The 16,344-nt window shown below is 72.5% G+C and carries 12 protein-coding genes; 3 read left to right on the top strand and 9 right to left on the bottom strand.

Going from position 1 to position 16,344, the window contains the following annotated elements; translation table 11 throughout:
- Window positions 1–34: 34 nt before the first annotated feature.
- Window positions 35–1,378, top strand: coding sequence for a sugar ABC transporter substrate-binding protein (locus tag ABZ801_RS19315; RefSeq protein ID WP_360699338.1), 1,344 nt, complete (start codon window positions 35–37; stop codon window positions 1,376–1,378).
- A 15-nt stretch (window positions 1,379–1,393) separates the two neighbouring features.
- On the opposite strand, the gene ABZ801_RS19310 is transcribed toward ABZ801_RS19315, so the two are convergent.
- A complete protein-coding gene (locus ABZ801_RS19310) occupies window positions 1,394–2,530 on the bottom strand; it encodes a hypothetical protein (protein WP_360699336.1) in 1,137 nt (378 codons plus the stop codon).
- 279 nt (window positions 2,531–2,809) lie between these two features.
- On the opposite strand from ABZ801_RS19310, the gene ABZ801_RS19305 reads away from it, so the two are divergent.
- Window positions 2,810–4,261: an endo-1,4-beta-xylanase gene (locus ABZ801_RS19305; RefSeq protein WP_360699334.1), complete on the top strand. Its 1,452-nt coding sequence runs from the start codon at window positions 2,810–2,812 to the stop codon at window positions 4,259–4,261.
- A 139-nt stretch (window positions 4,262–4,400) separates the two neighbouring features.
- Here the strand turns inward: ABZ801_RS19305 and ABZ801_RS19300 are convergent, their stop codons facing one another.
- The 6 genes from ABZ801_RS19300 to ABZ801_RS19275 form a co-directional block, all read right to left on the bottom strand.
- Window positions 4,401–5,678 (bottom strand): ABC transporter ATP-binding protein, encoded by a 1,278-nt coding sequence (locus ABZ801_RS19300; protein ID WP_360699332.1) that lies wholly within the window; start codon window positions 5,676–5,678, stop codon window positions 4,401–4,403.
- A gap of 225 nt (window positions 5,679–5,903) precedes the next feature.
- Entirely contained in the window at window positions 5,904–6,920 is a 1,017-nt protein-coding gene (locus ABZ801_RS19295) for a LacI family DNA-binding transcriptional regulator (RefSeq protein WP_360699330.1), read from the bottom strand.
- A gap of 178 nt (window positions 6,921–7,098) precedes the next feature.
- Window positions 7,099–8,529 carry a GH1 family beta-glucosidase gene (locus tag ABZ801_RS19290; RefSeq protein WP_360699328.1) on the bottom strand — a complete coding sequence of 477 codons (1,431 nt, stop codon included), beginning with the start codon at window positions 8,527–8,529 and terminating at the stop codon, window positions 7,099–7,101.
- A complete protein-coding gene (locus ABZ801_RS19285) occupies window positions 8,526–9,416 on the bottom strand; it encodes a carbohydrate ABC transporter permease (RefSeq protein ID WP_360699326.1) in 891 nt (296 codons plus the stop codon). Before ABZ801_RS19285 ends, ABZ801_RS19290 begins: the two co-directional genes overlap by 4 nt.
- A complete protein-coding gene (locus ABZ801_RS19280; RefSeq protein WP_360699324.1) occupies window positions 9,413–10,402 on the bottom strand; it encodes a sugar ABC transporter permease in 990 nt (329 codons plus the stop codon). The genes ABZ801_RS19285 and ABZ801_RS19280 overlap by 4 nt, the downstream gene beginning before the upstream one ends.
- 238 nt (window positions 10,403–10,640) lie before the next feature.
- Window positions 10,641–11,966, bottom strand: a complete 1,326-nt coding sequence (locus tag ABZ801_RS19275) for an extracellular solute-binding protein (protein WP_344956113.1) — start codon at window positions 11,964–11,966, stop codon at window positions 10,641–10,643.
- A gap of 280 nt (window positions 11,967–12,246) precedes the next feature.
- Between ABZ801_RS19275 and ABZ801_RS19270 the strand changes: the two genes are divergently transcribed.
- Window positions 12,247–13,536 (top strand): glycoside hydrolase family 6 protein, encoded by a 1,290-nt coding sequence (locus ABZ801_RS19270; protein WP_360699322.1) that lies wholly within the window; start codon window positions 12,247–12,249, stop codon window positions 13,534–13,536.
- Between the two features lie 71 nt (window positions 13,537–13,607).
- Here the strand turns inward: ABZ801_RS19270 and ABZ801_RS19265 are convergent, their stop codons facing one another.
- Both ABZ801_RS19265 and ABZ801_RS19260 read right to left on the bottom strand, forming a co-directional pair.
- Window positions 13,608–14,660 (bottom strand): LacI family DNA-binding transcriptional regulator, encoded by a 1,053-nt coding sequence (locus ABZ801_RS19265; protein ID WP_344956117.1) that lies wholly within the window; start codon window positions 14,658–14,660, stop codon window positions 13,608–13,610.
- A 9-nt stretch (window positions 14,661–14,669) separates the two neighbouring features.
- A complete protein-coding gene (locus ABZ801_RS19260; protein ID WP_360699319.1) occupies window positions 14,670–16,331 on the bottom strand; it encodes a glycoside hydrolase family 13 protein in 1,662 nt (553 codons plus the stop codon).
- Window positions 16,332–16,344 lie beyond the last annotated feature (13 nt).

The raw sequence follows: 16,344 nt of genomic DNA, 5'->3' as shown, positions 1-16,344 counted from the left end.
GACCCCACCCCAGACGAGAAGGGCAGGAACGACGATGACGCGACGCGGTCCCGAACCGGGGTGGAGAACCCCGAGAGTGTCGCTGGCGGCCACCGCGATCGTCGCGGGCGGCGCGCTGGTGCTCGGCGCATGCGGCGGCGGCGACTCCGGGTCGTCCGGCGGCACCACCACGATCACCTACTGGGACACCAACGCCAGCGCCGCCAACAACCCCCGGTGGAACCACACCATCGCCGAGTTCGAGAAGCGCAACCCCACGATCAAGGTCAAGTACGTCGGCATCCCCATCGCCCAGGTGCAGCAGAAGCTCGACACCGCCATCGCCACCGGCGGGCTGCCGGACGCGGGCGGCATGACCACCGCGCTGCTGGCCGGGGTGGCGGGCCAGGGCGCCCTGGAACCGCTGGACGAGCGCCTGGCCAAGAGCCCGCTCAACGGGAAGATCAACAACACCTTCCTGCAGCTCACCAAGCAGGCCGGGCCGGACGGCAAGCTGTACGAGCTGCCCAGCAACGCCAACATGGGCGTGCTGTGGTACCGGCCCGACTGGTTCAAGGACAAGGGCCTCAAGCCGCCGGAGACCTGGGACGACTTCTACACCGCGGCCGAGCGGCTCACCGACGCCGGCGACAACCGCTACGGCTACACCATCCGCGGCGGCGCCGGGTCGATCGCGCAGGTGCTGGAGTTCATGTACGCCCAGTCCGGCATCACCCAGATCTTCGACGCGCAGGGCAAGGCCACCCTCAACGACCCGCGCAACGTCGCCGCCCTGCAGAAGACCGTCGCGCTCTACAAGAAGAACACCCCGAGCGCCGACGTCAACAACGACTACATCAAGATGACCGCCCAGTTCGACGGCGGCACGATCGGCATGATGCAGCACAACCTCGGCTCCTACGGCGACCACAAGAAGGCGCTGGGCGAGGGCAAGTTCGCCGGCGTGCCGATCCCCGCGCTGCCCGACGGGACCCGCGTGGTGATCTCCAACCCGATCGGCGGGACGGCGGTGTTCAAGTCCAGCAAGCACAAGGACGCCGCCTGGAAGTTCGCCGAGTTCGTCTCCTCCAAGGAGATGACGTCCTACTGGAGCCGGCAGCAGGGGCAGATCCCGGCCAACACCGACGCGGCGGCCGAGCCGTGGATCAAGGAGAACCCCACCCTGGAGAACGCGATCAGGGCGACGAACGACCCCAAGACCAGGATCGTCCAGCTGCCGTACCACCTGCCCGAGTTCAACGCCATGACCAAGGCCGAGGCCGAGCCGCAGTTCCAGAAGGTGCTGCTCGGGCAGCTCACGCCGCAGGCGTTCCTGGACGAGCTGGCCAAGAAGTTCACCGAGGCCGAGGCCGAGTTCCGCGAACGCAAGGGCAACTGAGGCCCCACGGTCGCGTCAACGGCCCGAGGCGGGAGAGAGCGTCGACGACAGCCACCCGAACGCCTGCTCCTGCATCACCACGTCGAAGGCGTGCCCCACCGGGTGGAACGTCCCGGTGTAGGCGTCCGGACGCCCGGCTGCTCCGTACGACCGGCGCAGCCGGGCGTCCGCGTGCCGCATGCCCGCCGGAGGGAACAGCGGGTCGCGCTCCCCGTACAGCACCAGCAGAGGGGACGGGGCGCCCAGCGCCACGATGTCGGGCCAGTCGCCCACCGCCGCCAGGCCGGGCGGCCACGACACCCACGAATGGGCGTCCACGTGCTCGCCCAGCATGTGCGGGAGGGCGGCCATCATCGCCACCACCACCGACGCCCGCACCTGCGGGCACAGCGCGTGCAGCATCCCCGCGCGCAGGCCGCCGCCCGACAGGCCGACGCAGCCCAGCGCGTCCGCCCGTACGCCCGGCAGTCCGGCCAGCACGCGCGCCGCGATGAGGTCCTCGCGGGCGACCAGGCCGAGCAGGGACGTGCCCAGCAGGTTGCAGTACTTGGCGACGACCGGCTCGTGATGGCGCGCGGCGGTGTCGTAGTGCCGCCGCCCGGTCATGGACCCGCCGCGTCGTTCGGCCAGCTCGCGCAGGTCGTCGGCGAGGACGCGGACGCGTTCGGGCATCGTCTCCAGCGGGAAGCGGCGGCTGCCCCACAGGAACACGTCATGGCACAGCACCGCGAAACCGCGCCGCGCCAGTTCCACCGCGAACGCCCGGCCGCCGTAAATCTCCTCGCGCAGCGCGCGTATCTCGGGCGGCACCTCGCGGGACGGGCCGTCGGCGATCTTCTCCTTGCCCCAGTACTTCATCCCGGCGTGGCAGTGCAGCGCCAGCACGCCCGGCAGCGGCCGCCCGGCACTGGCCGGGCGCAGCACCCAGGCACGGGTGCGCGGCCCGAAGCCGGGCGACCACGACAGCTCCTCACCGTCGATCCCGCCGGCCGACCAGACGCGTTCGGTGCGCACGCCGACGTCCTCGCCGTACGGGGGCATGCCCAGCGACTCGTCCAGGCGGGCGCGCAGGGACGCGTCGGGGCCGGGCCACAGCGGACGCCGGCGTCCCGCCAGCTCCACCAGCCCGCCGAAGTCTCCGAGATGCCGCATGGGTCAGCACCCCTAGAAGCTGAACTGCCCGCCCCAGGGGCCGGCGGGGCGGGCAGACGGAACGCCGGGAGTGTTGGGCGGAGTCCCCGGCTCGTCGTTCCACCTGGAAGTCGCCGGGGCGGACGCGAAAGGTTGCCGCGTCCCCCGAAATATCTGTGAGAGATGTGAAAGACCGTCTTCCGGGTCCGTACGGGGGCCGGATACCTTCGGCGCCGTGTGGGAGCGCACCCAGGGGCCGGGACCCGTCCGCACCCTGTTCGTCCGAGGAAGGTCATGTCGATGAGGTTCCGTCCAGCGCTGGCCGTCGCCGGCGGCCTGCTCGCCGCCGCGGCGGCCGTCGCGCCCGCGCCGCCGGCGTCCGCGGCGGCGGCGCCCGGCACACCGGCGCACGCCACGAACACCGCGGCGTCCGTCGCGGCGTCCGCCGCCGAGCCCACGCTCGGCGAGCTCGCCGCCGCCAAGAACCGCTACTTCGGGTCGGCCACCGACAATCCCGAGCTGAGCGACGCCCCGTACGTGTCCATCCTCAGCAGCGAGTTCAACTCCATCACCCCCGGCAACTCGATGAAGTGGGACGCCACCGAACCGCAGCGGGGGCAGTTCAACTTCAGCGGCGGAGACGCCATCGTGGACCTCGCCCAGCGCAACGGGCAGCAGGTGCGCGGGCACACGCTCGTCTGGCACAGCCAGCTGCCGGGCTGGGTGTCCAACGGCAACTTCTCCGCCGCCGAGCTGCGCTCGATCCTGCAGAACCACGTCACCACCGTCGCGTCCCACTACAAGGGCGAGGTCGTGCACTGGGACGTGGTGAACGAGGCGCTGAACGAGGACGGCACCTTCCGCGACAGCGTCTTCTACCGCACGCTGGGGGAGAGCTACATCGCCGACGCCTTCCGCGCCGCCCGCGCCGCCGACCCCGGCGCCAAGCTCTACATCAACGACTACAACATCGACGGATTCGGCGCCAAGAGCGACGGCATGTACCGGCTCGTCAAGTCGCTCAAGGACCAGGGCGTGCCCATCGACGGCGTCGGCTTCCAGGGGCACCTGGCGCTGCAGTACGGCTTCCCGTCCCGCATGCAGGAGAACCTGCAGCGCTTCGCCGACCTCGGCCTGGACGTGGCCATCACCGAGCTGGACATCCGCATGCAGCTGCCCGCCGACAGCACCAAGCTCGCCACCCAGGCCACCTGGTACTCCGACGTGACCAAGGCGTGCCTGGCCGTGTCCCGCTGCGTCGGCGTCACCATCTGGGACTACACCGACAAGTACTCCTGGATCCCCGGCGTGTTCCCCGGAGAGGGCGCCGCGCTGCCCTGGGACGAGAACCTGCGGCCCAAGCCCGCCTACGACGCGCTGCGCGTGGCCCTGGGCGGCACCCCCGGCGGCGGCGACCCCGACCCGCCGACGGCCTCCTGCAAGGTCGCCTACGCGGTCACCGCCAAGTGGAACACCGGCTTCACCGCGGCCGTCACCATCACCAACACCGGCAACACCGCGATCAACGGCTGGACCCTGACGTTCGACCTGCCCGCCGGGCAGCGCGTGAGCCAGGGCTGGAGCGCCCAGTGGTCGCAGTCCGGGGCGACCGTCACCGCCAAGAACGCCTCCTGGAACGGCGCGCTCGCCCCCGGCGCGGCCACGTCCATCGGATTCAACGGCACCCACGGCGGTGAGGCGCCCTCGCCCACCGCGTTCACCCTCAACGGCAGTTCCTGCACGACCGCCTAGAAGAACCGGCGGCCCCCGAACCGGGCGCCGCGGCCCGTTCGCGACGGTGACCCCTCTCCGCAGCGGCCCGCGGCGCCCTTCCACGTCCGCGCATCCTCGCCCCCGGATCCGTGCCGCCTCCGGGCGGCCCCGCCCGGCCTCAGCGCTGGACGGGATCGATGCGGTGACCGTCCTGGCCGAAGAACAGCGCCCGCGACACGTCGAGCGCCAGCCGCACCGGCGCGCCGATCTCCTGCCCGTGCCCGGACCTCAGCCGCACCACCAGGTCCGACCGGCGGTGCGCGCCCACGTGGTCGGTCGCCGGCTCGGGCTCGGCGCGGCGCTGCCCCCGCCGCAGCATCGAACGGACCCGGTCCAGCACCGCCGACTCGGCGCGCGGCGCCGCGTCCTCCTCCCGCCGCTCCGCGCCGAGCACGTCACGGTCGATCACCGGCACGTCCGTCTCCACGTGCGCCAGCCACTCGTGCCCGTGGTACTCCAGCGCGCGCAGCCGCCCCGACAGCTCGGCGCCCTCGTCCGGCTCGTCCACGGGCCGCAGCGCGTCGGCGCGCACCCCCACGATGACAGGCAGGCCGTGGTGGCGCGCCAGGTGCTCCACGCGCGGATCCGTCCAGGGCAGCCGCACCTCCTGGCCGCCCAGGTCGACGGTGACGCTGCCCTCGCCCAGCTGCGCGTAGACGGTTCCGGTGAGCAGGTTGATCTGCGGGGCGCCCAGGAACGCGGCGGTGAACGCGGTGGCCGGGTCCTCGTACACCTGGGTGGGGGTGCCGAGGTCCTCCAGGCGCCCGTCGCGCAGCACCGCGATCCGGTCGGCCAGCGTCAGCGCCTCCACCTGGTCGTGGGTGACGTACACGGTGGTCACGCCGAGGCCGCGCACCAGCGCGCCGATCTCCAGCCGCAGGTCGGTGCGCAGCGCCGCGTCCAGGTTGGACAGCGGCTCGTCCATCAGGAACACCGACGGCTCGCGGATGATCGCCCGGCCCATCGCCACCCGCTGCCGCTGCCCGCCCGACAGGCTGCCGGGCAGCCGGTCCAGCGCCTGGTCGATCTGCAGGGCGCGCGACAGCTCGACGACCTTGGCCCGGATCTCGGCCGGGTCCTCGCCCGCCAGCTCCAGCGGGAACGCCAGGTTGCCGTGGATGCTGCGGTGCGGGTAGAGCGCGCCGTTCTGGAACACCATCGCCACGTTGCGCTCGCGCGGCGGCAGGTCGGTGGCCGGCTGGTCGTCCAGCCACAGCTCGCCGCTGCTGGGCTCCTCGAGACCGGCGATGATGCGCAGGATCGTCGACTTGCCGCAGCCGGACGGGCCGAGCAGCACCAGCAGCTCCCCGTCGCGGACATGCAGGCGCAGGTCGCGCACCGCGCGCACCCCGCCCGGATAGACCTTGCTCACCGATTCGAGGGAGACTGCGGCCATCGCTGCACCTAGGGTCGGGGGTCACGGGCGCGGCACACCGCGCCCTCCTGGGGTGGGTCCGGCCGTGCCCCCTCACCGGCGGCGCCCTCGCGTGGCGCATGCGATACGGCGCCCGCCGCACGGACCGAGGTCAACCGCAAGTACACCGTGACGCACGCCACTTTGTCCAGTACGACTCGCGGGTTCACGCAGGTGGCCGCGCGCCCCTGCGGGCGCGCGGCACACTCAGGCCGACTCGCGCAGCACCAGGTGGGTCTGCAGGATCACCACCGGCTCGGCCACGGTCTCGCCCCGGATGCGCGACACCAGCAGCCGCGCCATGCTGCGGCCCATCTCCTCGACCGACTGGTGGACGGTGGTCAGCGGGGGATCGGCCACCGGGGCGCTGGCCGAGTCCTCGAAGCCGATCACCGCCACGTCCTCGGGGATGCGGCGCCCGCGCTTCTTCAGCACCCGCATGGCGCCCAGCGCCATCGGGTCGTCGGCGGCGAACAGCGCGTCCAGGTCCGGGGCGATCTCCAGCAGCTCCTCGGCGGCGGCGACCCCGCTGGCCTCGCTGAAGTCGCCGTACACCACCAGCTCGGGCAGGCCCGCCTCGGCCAGCGCCTCCCGGTACCCGGCGAGCCGGTCGATGCCCACGCCCATGTCCTGCGGGCCGGCGACGGTGGCGATGCGCCGCCGTCCCTGGTCCAGCAGGTACTGCACGGCGCGGCGGGCGCCGTCGCGGTTGTCGACGTCGACGTAGCTGACCGGGGACAGGCCCGGGGGGCGCCCGCCCAGCACGGTGGGCACCCCGTTGGCCTCCAGCTTGGCCGGCAGCGGGTCGTCGGCGTGCAGCGAGGTCAGCAGCACCCCGTCGACGTGCTGCCCGGTCAGGTACTGCTCCAGCCGGGCGTACTCGTCGGGGGACTGCGCCAGTGCCAGCAGCAGCTGCAGCCCGGTGGCGTTCAGCTCCGAGCTGATGCCGCGGGTGATCCCGGCGAAGAACGGCTCGTCGAACACCCGCAGCTCGGACTCGGCCACCACCAGCGCCACCGTGTCGGTCCGCCGCGTCACCAGGGTGCGGGCGGCCCGGTTCGGCACGTACCCCAGCTCGTCGATCGCGCGCAGCACCGCCTCGCGGGCCCGGCGGCTCACCCGCGGCGAGCCGTTGATGACCCGTGACACGGTGCCCCGCCCGACCCCGGCCCGCGCGGCGACCTCCTCCAGCGTGGGCCGGTCCGACGGGCGTCTCATCGCCATGAGCGTCCCGTCGTCTCCGCGGCCTCGCCGAGCCTCTCGCCGAGCCTCTCGCCGAGCCTGCGTCCGAGTCCCCGGCCGGGCTCCCGTCCGGGCGCCCGGCCGAACCCGGTGTCCGATGCCCGTCCGGGCACCCTGGTCTCCCGCATCTGTTCCGGCCCCTTCGTCGCGTGCGACGCCGTCAGCGGTGGTCCGGCAGTCCGCCCTGCCGGATCACCCCCGAGTACCAGCGTGCGCTCTCCTTGGGCACCCTGCGCTGGGTGGCGTAGTCGACGTGCACCAGCCCGAAGCGCTTGGAGTACCCCCATGCCCATTCGAAATTATCCAGAAGCGACCAGGTGAAATAGCCCCGCAGGGGCACGCCGTCGGCGATGGCGTCGTGGCAGGCGCGCAGGTGCGCCTCCAGGTAGGCGATGCGGTCGGCGTCGTTGAGGGGCAGGTCGCCGTTGGGGGTCTCGTCGTAGCCCGCGCCGTTCTCGGTGACGTACAGCGCGACCTCCGGGTACTCGCGGTGCAGCCGCACCAGCAGTTCGTGCAGGCCGCTCTCGTCGATCTCCCAGCCCATGCCGGTGACCGGACGGCCGCCGTCGACGAACCGCACGAACTCGCTGCCCACCCAGGGGGAGTGGCTGGAGAACGGCGACGACACCGCCTGCGTGGCGTCGCCCGGCGTGCCCGCCACCGTGAACCGGGAGTAGTAGTTGACGCCGAGCTGGTCGAGCCGCTGGTTGATCACCGCCAGGTCGCCGTCCCGGACGCACGCCTCGAAGTCGTGCCCCTCCAGGTCGGCCAGCACGTCGGCCGGGTAGGAGCCGCGCAGCAGCGGGTCCAGGAAGAAGCGGTTCTGCATCCCGTCGATGCGGCGCGCCGCGTCCTGGTCGGCCTCGGACTGGCTCGCCGGGGAGATGGCGTACAGGTTGACGGCGGCGCCGAACCGGTTCTGCGGGCGGCGCGCGCGCATCGCCTCGACCGCCAGCCCGTGCCCGAGCATCAGGTGGTGCGCGGCGCGCAGCGCGGCGGCCGGCTCCCTTCGACCGGGCGCATGCTCTCCCGAGGCGTACCCCAGGAACGCCGCGCACCACGGCTCGTTGATCGTCATCCACTGCGACACCCGGTCGCCGAGCGCCGCGTGCACCTCCCCGGCGTAGTCGGCGAACCGGTGCGCGGTGTCGCGCTCGGGCCAGCCGCCGGCGTCCTCCAGCGGCTGCGGCAGGTCCCAGTGGTAGAGGGTCGGCCACGGCTCGACGCCCGCCTCCAGCAGGGCGTCCACCAGGCGCCGGTAGAAGTCCAGGCCCGCGGGGTTGAGCGGCCCGGCGCCGGACGGCTGCACGCGCGGCCAGGACACCGAGAACCGGTAGGCGGTCAGGCCCAGGTCGGCCATGAGCGCCACGTCCTCGCGGAACCGGTGGTAGTGGTCGACGGCCACGTCGCCGGTGTCGCCGCCCAGCACCTTGCCGGGCGTGCGGCAGAAGGTGTCCCAGATGGACGGCCCGCGGCCGTCCTCGGCGGCGGCGCCCTCGATCTGGTAGGCGGCGGTGGCGGCGCCCCAGCGGAACCCCGCGGGGAACGCGACGACGGGTGCGGGCTCGGAGCTGTGCTGTACGGAGGTCACGCCTTGATCGCACCTTCCATGATTCCGCCGATGATCTGGCGGCCGAACAGGACGAAGACGATGAGAAGCGGAAGGATGGCCAGCGTCGTCCCGGCGAACATGAGCGTGTAGTCCTTGAAGTAGGCGTTCGCCAGGTTGTTGATGGACAGCTGGACGGTCGGGTTCTCGGGGTTGAGCACCGCCAGCGGCCACATGAACTCGTTCCAGGTCTGCATGAACGTGAACAGGCCCAGCACGCCCGCCGCGGGCCGCAGCGCGGGCAGCACGACGCGCCAGTAGAGGCCGAAGGTGGTGCAGCCGTCGACCCGGGCGGCCTCGATCAGCTCGTCGGGCACGGCCTGGTCGGCGTACTGGCGCATCATGAACACGCCGAACCCGGTGACCAGGAACGGCACGATGACCGCCTGCAGCCGGTTCTGCCAGCCCAGCTCCACCATGATCATGTAGAGCGGGATGATGCCCATCTGCACCGGGATCATCATGGTCGCGATGATCACCAGCAGCAGCGCGTTCTTGCCGCGGAAGCGCAGCTTGGCGAAGGCGAACCCGGCCAGCGAGGCGAAGAACACCGTGGAGATCGTGACCACCGACGACACGATCGCCGAGTTGACCAGGCCCTTGGCGAAGTAGGCGTCGGGGTTGTCGAACAGGCGGCCCACGTTGTCGCCGAAGTTGCCGCCCGGCGTCATCGGCGGCGGCACGGCGCCGACCACCTCGTTGCCGCGGGTCGCGACGATGATCATCCAGTAGATCGGGAAGATCGACAGCGCCAGCGCGGCGACCAGCGTGATGTAGGTCAGCGGGCTGGCGTCCCACAGCCCCCGCATCCGCCCGGGGCGGCGCCTCCCGCCGCCGGGGCGGCGCGGTCGGGACAGGACGGCGGTCATCGCGAGCCTCCCGCGCGCCGGACGAACAGGAAGTTGAACAGCGAGAAGACGATGATCATCAGGAAGAGCATCCAGGCGATCGCCGCGCCGTAGCCGTAGGCGTCGCTACGGAACGCGTTGTCGAACATGTACATGGCGACGGTCTGGTACTGGTGCACCGGACCGCCGTCCATCCGGCCGCTGCCGAACAGCACCGGCTCGGTGAACAGCTGCAGGCCGCCGATCGTGGAGATGATGACGGTGAAGATGATCGTGGGCCGCAGCATCGGCACGGTGATCTGCCAGAACTGGCGCAGCCGGGAGGCGCCGTCGATGGCCGCCGCCTCGTACAGGTCCTTGGGGATGGCCTGCATGGCGGCCAGGTAGATCAGCGCGTTGTAGCCCGTCCACCGCCAGTCGACCATCGCCGAGATCGCCACCCAGGACCAGCCGCGGGACGCCTGCCAGTCGATCGGGTCGACGCCGACCTGGCCGAGCACCCAGTTGACCATCCCGTAGTCGCGGGCGAACAGCTGGGCGAACACGATCGCCACCGCCGCGGTCGAGGTCACCATCGGGGCGACCATGCCGATGCGGTAGAAGGTGCTGGCGCGCAGCCGCCGGTTCAGCAGGTTGGCCACCCACAGCGCCAGCAGCAGCTGCGGCACGGTGGACAGGGCGAAGATCCCGAGCGTGTTGACGACCGAGTGCCAGAACGCCTCGTCGGCGAGCAGGTCGCCGTAGTTCCGCAGCCCGACGAACTCCCGCACGCCCGAGGCCAGCTCCCAGTCGTGCAGGGACACCCAGACGGTGAAGACCAGCGGGAACGCCCCGAAGATCAGGAAGACGACGTAGAACGGCGAGATGAACAGGTAGGGCGAGGCCCGCATGTCGAGCCGCGCGAGACGGGTCCGCCAGCCGCGGCGGGGCGCGCCGGGCGGGGCGGACCGCCGCGCGCGGCCCGCCCGGTTGCGCCCGGAGCTCGCCGGGCGCACGTCGACGCTCATGAAATGTCCTTTCTGGGCGTCGGAAGAGTTCGGATGGTGCGGCGCGCCTTCGACGCGTCGGTGTGGCGCCCGCCTCCCCGCGGGGGCGGACGCCGGGCGGGGCCGGGGGAGGCGGCGGCGGTGCCTGGGGCGGTTGTCAGCGGCACCGCCGCCGCGGTCCCCGGGGCCGGCGCGCTCCCGGGAGGCCGGGCGTGGTCCGGGGCCTCCGGGCCGACACGGCCTCCGGGAGGCGCGGGCGTTACCGGGCCGCCTTGGTGGCGGCGTCGACGGCGCGGGTCCAGGCGTCGGACGCCTTGATCTGGCCCTGGCCGACGCCGAGGAACACGTCCTCGACGTCCTCACGCACGTCCTCGTTCTTCGGGCCGAGGTGCAGCGGCTTGACCGCGCCCGACATCTCGCTGAAGATCTTGCCGATCGGCGCGTCCCCGAAGTAGGGGTTGGTCTTGCCGGTCACGGCCGGGTCCTGCTGGGCCTGCGGCGAGGACGGGAAGGTGTTCTTGTCCTTGAACGCGGCGAGCTGGCCCTGCGGGCTGGTCAGGAACTTGGCCAGCTCGGCGGCCTCCTTCTGGTGCTTGGACTGCTTGGGCACCGCCAGCCAGGAGCCGCCCCACACGCCGGCGCCGCCGGGCACCTTGGCCACGTCCCACTTGCCCTTGCCGAAGTCGCCGGAGAACTCCTCGATGCCGCCGAGCATCCAGGCGGGACAGGGCAGCGTGGCGAAGGTGTCGCGCTTGAGGGCGGTCTGCCACTCGGGCGTGAAGATCCGCATGTTGGCGGTCAGGTTCTCGGTCTGGAAGCGCATCGTGGTGTCGAACGCCGTCCTGACCGCCGCGTTGCTGTCGAACACCAGCTTGTCGCTGTTGTCGAAGTAGGTGTAGCCGACGGTCTTGCCGCCCTCCTGGGACACGGTGGTGCGCCAGATCGCGGTCGGGCCGTCCAGCCACTTGGTCTTGGGCATCTTCGACTGGAATTTCTTGCCCGCCTCCAGGAAGCCGTTCCAGTCCGGCCACAGGTTGGACACCTCGTCGCGGTCCGTGGGCAGCCCGGCCTGCTTGAACAGGTCCTTGCGGTAGCACATGCCCATGGGGCCGATGTCGGTGCCGAGGCCGACCAGCTGCTTGCCGTCGGCGGTGATGCCCATCTTCCACTTCCAGGCCAGGAAGTTCTTCTCCAGCGACGCGCCGCCGTGGTCGAACAGGTTGACGAAGCGGTTGGCCTGCTGCATGTAGGTGGGGAGGATGCCCTCCTCCAGCGCGACCACGTCGCCCGCGCCGCTGCCGGTGGCCATCCACTGCTGCAGGCGCGGCTTGTACTGGTCGAGCTCGGCGACCTTGCGCTGCCGGATCTTGACGTTGGGGTGGGACGCCTCGTACTGCTTGTACAGCCCCTCGTAGCCGAACTCGCCGAAGACGTCGACGGTGAGCTCGACCGTGCCGCCGGACGAGCCGTTGTCGTCGTCCCCGCCTCCGCAGGCGGAGGTGGCGGCGAGGATCCCGGCGAGCACGGCGGCCAGGCCCGTTCTCAGTCCCCTGCCGCCGGGTACGCGGCGCGTGGTGGCCCTCATGGGGGACCCCTCTCGTTCGTGTCGGGTGTGGGAGCGCTCCCACGAAGGAAAGACTGTGCTTCACGTCACTGTCAATGGTCCGCAACACAACCGTTACGTTGCGGCGAAAGGTGCTGGTCCGCGACGTGTGGGAGCGCTCCCATCACTTTGCGTAAGTAACCCCTGGCAGGGGCCGCGCGGGCGTGCGCGCGCGGGTGGCCGGAGGTTGACAGGCGGCGCGCGGCCCGCGAACCTCGTGCTATGGGAGCGCTCCCAAGCCGAGGAGACTTGAGGAGCACGCATGAGAGCACGCATCGGCCCCGTCGCGGTGGCGCTCGCCGCGGTCACGGGCACGGTGGTGACGGGCACGGCCGCGTCCGCGCAGGCCACGGGGTCGCCTGCGCGGGACGTCACGACGGCCGCGGTCGCCGCGCCCGCCGCCGGGACGCGCACCGCCGGCCATGCCGCCCGTCCCGGCAACCCGCTGGACGGCCCCGCCCGCTTCTACGTCGAGCCGGACACCAACGCCGGACGGCAGGCGAAGGTCTGGGCGCGCGAGGGCCGGACCCAGGACGCGGCGCACATGCGCGCGCTGTCGCGCGTCTCCCAGGCGGTGTGGTTCACCGACGGCACGCCGGACGAGGTGCGCAAGGCCGTCCGCGCCACGATGCGCGACGCCGCGCGGCAGAAGTCGGTGCCGGTGCTGGTCGCCTACTACGTGCCGGGCCGCGACTGCTCCCAGTACTCGGCGGGCGGCGCCCCGAGCGAGCAGGCGTACCGCGCGTGGATCAAGGCGTTCGCCGAGGGCGTCGGCGGCGGCGAGGCCGTGGTGATCGTCGAGCCGGACGGCCTGGCGCTGCTGTCCAGCGAGCCGTGGTGCAACGAGGGCGGCGGCGGGTCCACCGGACAGCCCGAGGACATGGCCCTGGTCGAGCAGCGGTTCCGCGAGATCGGCCACGCGGTGGACACCCTCACCCGGCTGCCGCGCACCGGCGTCTACGTCGACGCCGGGCACTCGGCCTGGCAGTCGATCAACGACTACGACGCCGGGTACGGGGAGCCGCGCGCCCAGCTCGGCATCGTCAGCCGCCTGCTCCGGGGCGGCGTCGCCAAGGCCGACGGGTTCTTCCTCAACGTCTCCAACTACCGCGCCGACGCCGAGCTGGTGTCCTACGGCACCGACGTGGCCAAGTGCATCCGGTTCCGGCAGCGCACGGGCGCGGCGTCCTGCGCGCCGGACGACCTGGCCGCCGAGCCCGCCGACCCGCGCCGGCTCACCCACTTCGTGATCGACACCAGCCGCAACGGGCAGGGGCCGTGGACCGCCCCGCCCGGCAAGTACACCGACCCGCAGGAGTGGTGCAACCCGCCCGGCCGCGGCCTGGGCGCGCGTCCCTCGACCCGCACCGGCAACGAGCTGGTGGACGCCTTCCTGTGGGTGAAGCGGCCCGGCGAGTCCGACGGGCAGTGCACCCGCGGCACGCCCGGCCCCGCCGACCCCGAGTACGGATCGGTCGACCCGGCCGCCGGACAGTGGTGGCCGGAGTACGCCCTCGGGTTGGCTCAGCGGGCGGCACCTCCCCTGCGCTGAGCCCGGCCTCCCCGGGGACGGGGAGGGGCGCGGGGCATGGGCCGCGCCCCTCCCCCCTCACGTTCCGGCGGTCAGTCGCGCGGGCCGGCGGAGGCGTCGGCCACCACCGGCAGGCGCGCCGGCGCGGGCGCGGTGGAACGGCGCACGACCAGCTCCGGCCGGTACAGCAGCTCGGTGCGCGGGACCCGGCTGCCGCCGATCTCCTCCAGCAGGGTGCTCACCACCGCCAGCCCCATCTCGCGGACGGGCTGGCGGATGGTGGTCAGCGGCGGGTCCAGGTACGGGGTGAGCGGCGAGTCGTCGAACCCCACCACCGACACGTCCTCGGGCACCCGCAGGCCCCGGCCGCGCGCCCCGCGGATCGCGCCGATCGCGATGATGTCGCTGCCGCAGCAGATGGCGGTGCAGCCGAGGTCCAGCAGGCGCTGCGCGGCGGCCTGCCCGCCCTCCACCGTGAACAGCGTGTTGACGATCAGGTCGCCCACGTCGGTGACGCCCAGGTGCTCGGCCATGCCGCGGCGGAACCCCTCGGTCTTGCGGATCGAGGGGACGAACCGGTCCTGCCCGACGGCCAGGCCGATGCGCCGGTGCCCGAGCGAGGCCAGGTGCGCCACCGCCATCTCCAGCGACGCCACGTCGTCGTTGGAGATGAACGGCGCCTCGACGTCCTCGCGGTACCCGTTGACCAGCACGATCGGCAGGCCGCGCTCGATCAGCCGCAGGTAGCGGGTGCGGTCGGAGCGCGAGTCGGCGTGCTCGCCGTTGACGAAGATGATCCCCGACACGCCGCGTTCCAGCAGCAGTTCGGTGTAGTCGTCCTCGCGGATGCCGCCCGGGGTCATCGCGCACAGCACCGCCGTGTACCCCGACAGCGCCAGGGCGTTCTCGATGACCTGGGCGAACGCCGGGAAGATGGGGTTGGTCAGCTCCGGCACGATCAACCCGATCAGGCCGGTGCGCTGCTGGCGCAGCCGCGGCGGCCGCTCGTAGCCGAGCACGTCCAGCGCGGTGAGCACCGCCTGCCGGGTGGCCGGGGCCACGCCCGCCCGGCCGTTGAGCACGCGGCTCACGGTCGCCTCGCTCACGCCCGCGTGGGCGGCGATGTCGGCCAGGCGCATCGTCATGGCCACAACTTACCTGCCCCGGGCGCCGTTGCCCCCTGTCGCCGGGGTGACCTCGCACCACACGGCGGTGTCCGGCGGCAGGACGACGCAGTCGCCGTCCGGGCGGATCGGCCCGCTGGCCAGCAGCACCCGCCCGTACGCGGGGATCCGCACGGTGCGGCTCCCCATGTTCACCGCGCAGGTCAGGCGGGGCGCGTCCGGGTCGGCGGGGTCGCGGGAGAACACCAGCGCGCCGGGCTGGCCGACCAGCCAGCGCAGCTCCCCGTCGCCGAGCGCGGGGTGCTCGCGGCGGATCCGCAGGGCCGTGCGGTACAGCGCCAGCATCGAGTCGGGGTCGGCGGACTGCCGCTCGACGGTCAGGTCCTTCCACGCCGGCGGGATGGGCAGCCAGCTGCCGCCCGCGCCGAACCCGAACGGCGGCTCGTCGCCGGACCACGGCAGCGGCACCCGGCAGCCGTCGCGCCCCGACTCGGGGTCGCGGGCGCGCTGCGGGTCCTGCAGGTACTGCTCGGGCAGGTCGAGCACCTCGTTCAGGCCCAGTTCCTCGCCCTGGTAGATGTAGGCCGAACCGGGCAGCGCCAGCATCAGCAGCGCCGCCGCGCGCGCCCGGCGCAGCCCGACCTCGCCGTCGCCGTAGCGGGTGACGTGCCGCTTGACGTCGTGGTTGGACAGCACCCACGTGGCCGGGGCGCCGACCATGCCGTTGGTGCGCAGCGACTCATCGATGATCTCGCGCTTGACGCCGGCGTCCCAGTCGGCCGTCAGGTAGTGGAAGTTGAACGCCTGGTGCAGCTCGTCGGGCCGCACGTACATGGCCAGCCGCTCCTGCGTCGGCGCCCACGCCTCGGCGACCGCGATGCGCTCGCCGTCGTAGGAGTCCAGCAGGCGCCGCCAGGAGCGGTGGATCTCGTGCACGCCGTCCTGGTCGAAGTACGGCAGCACCTGCCGGCCGAGCATGGTCACCTGACCGGTGTGGCCCACGTCGGGCAGGCCGGGCGCCTTGACCATGCCGTGCGCCACGTCCACGCGGAACCCGTCCACGCCGATGTCCAGCCAGAACCGCAGCACGTCCGCGAAGTCGGCGCGGACCTCGGGGTTCTCCCAGTTCAGGTCGGGCTGCTCGGGCGCGAACAGGTGCAGGTACCACTGGCCGTCCGGGACGCGCGTCCAGGCCGGGCCGCCGAACACCGACTCCCAGTCGTTGGGCGGCAGGGCGCCGTCGTCGCCGCGCCCGTCGCGGAAGATGTACCGGGCGCGGGCGGCGCTGCCCGCCGGGGCCTCCAGGGCCTCCTGGAACCACGCGTGCCGGTCGGAGGTGTGGTTCGGCACCACGTCCACGATGACCCGCAGCCCCAGCTCGTGGGCCTCGCCGACCAGCGCCCGCGCGTCGTCGAGGGTGCCGAAGATCGGGTCGACGTCGCGGTGGTCGGCCACGTCGTAGCCGAAGTCGGCCATCGGGGAGGTGTAGAACGGGGTGATCCACAACGCGTCCACGCCGAGCCCGGCCAGGTAGGGCAGCCGGGCGCGGATTCCGGACAGGTCCCCGATGCCGTCCCCGTCGCCGTCGGCGAAGCTGCGGACGTACACCTGGTAGATCACCGCGTCGCGCCACCAGGCGGTGGAGCCGGCGGGACGGGTGGCGGGCGCGGCCTCGACGATGTGCTGCGTCATCAACATCCTTATC

It is taken from the genome of Actinomadura sp. NPDC047616 (assembly GCF_040642915.1).
GTDB classification, from domain to species: domain Bacteria; phylum Actinomycetota; class Actinomycetes; order Streptosporangiales; family Streptosporangiaceae; genus Spirillospora; species Spirillospora miaoliensis.
Note: the sequence above shows the minus strand (reverse complement) of the source record. Positions and strands in the feature narration are given on the sequence as shown.

What these genes read in the sequence shown, in the direction of transcription:
- ABZ801_RS19285 (WP_360699326.1), bottom strand. Translation starts at nt 9,416, where the DNA reads ATGACCGCCGTCCTGTCCCGACCGCGCCGCCCCGGCGGCGGGAGGCGC.
- ABZ801_RS19270 (WP_360699322.1), top strand. Translation starts at nt 12,247, where the DNA reads ATGAGAGCACGCATCGGCCCCGTCGCGGTGGCGCTCGCCGCGGTCACG.
- ABZ801_RS19265 (WP_344956117.1), bottom strand. Translation starts at nt 14,660, where the DNA reads ATGACGATGCGCCTGGCCGACATCGCCGCCCACGCGGGCGTGAGCGAG.
- ABZ801_RS19275 (WP_344956113.1), bottom strand. Translation starts at nt 11,966, where the DNA reads ATGAGGGCCACCACGCGCCGCGTACCCGGCGGCAGGGGACTGAGAACG.
- ABZ801_RS19280 (WP_360699324.1), bottom strand. Translation starts at nt 10,402, where the DNA reads ATGAGCGTCGACGTGCGCCCGGCGAGCTCCGGGCGCAACCGGGCGGGC.
- ABZ801_RS19310 (WP_360699336.1), bottom strand. Translation starts at nt 2,530, where the DNA reads ATGCGGCATCTCGGAGACTTCGGCGGGCTGGTGGAGCTGGCGGGACGC.
- ABZ801_RS19260 (WP_360699319.1), bottom strand. Translation starts at nt 16,331, where the DNA reads ATGACGCAGCACATCGTCGAGGCCGCGCCCGCCACCCGTCCCGCCGGC.
- ABZ801_RS19305 (WP_360699334.1), top strand. Translation starts at nt 2,810, where the DNA reads ATGAGGTTCCGTCCAGCGCTGGCCGTCGCCGGCGGCCTGCTCGCCGCC.
- ABZ801_RS19315 (WP_360699338.1), top strand. Translation starts at nt 35, where the DNA reads ATGACGCGACGCGGTCCCGAACCGGGGTGGAGAACCCCGAGAGTGTCG.
- ABZ801_RS19300 (WP_360699332.1), bottom strand. Translation starts at nt 5,678, where the DNA reads ATGGCCGCAGTCTCCCTCGAATCGGTGAGCAAGGTCTATCCGGGCGGG.
- ABZ801_RS19295 (WP_360699330.1), bottom strand. Translation starts at nt 6,920, where the DNA reads ATGGCGATGAGACGCCCGTCGGACCGGCCCACGCTGGAGGAGGTCGCC.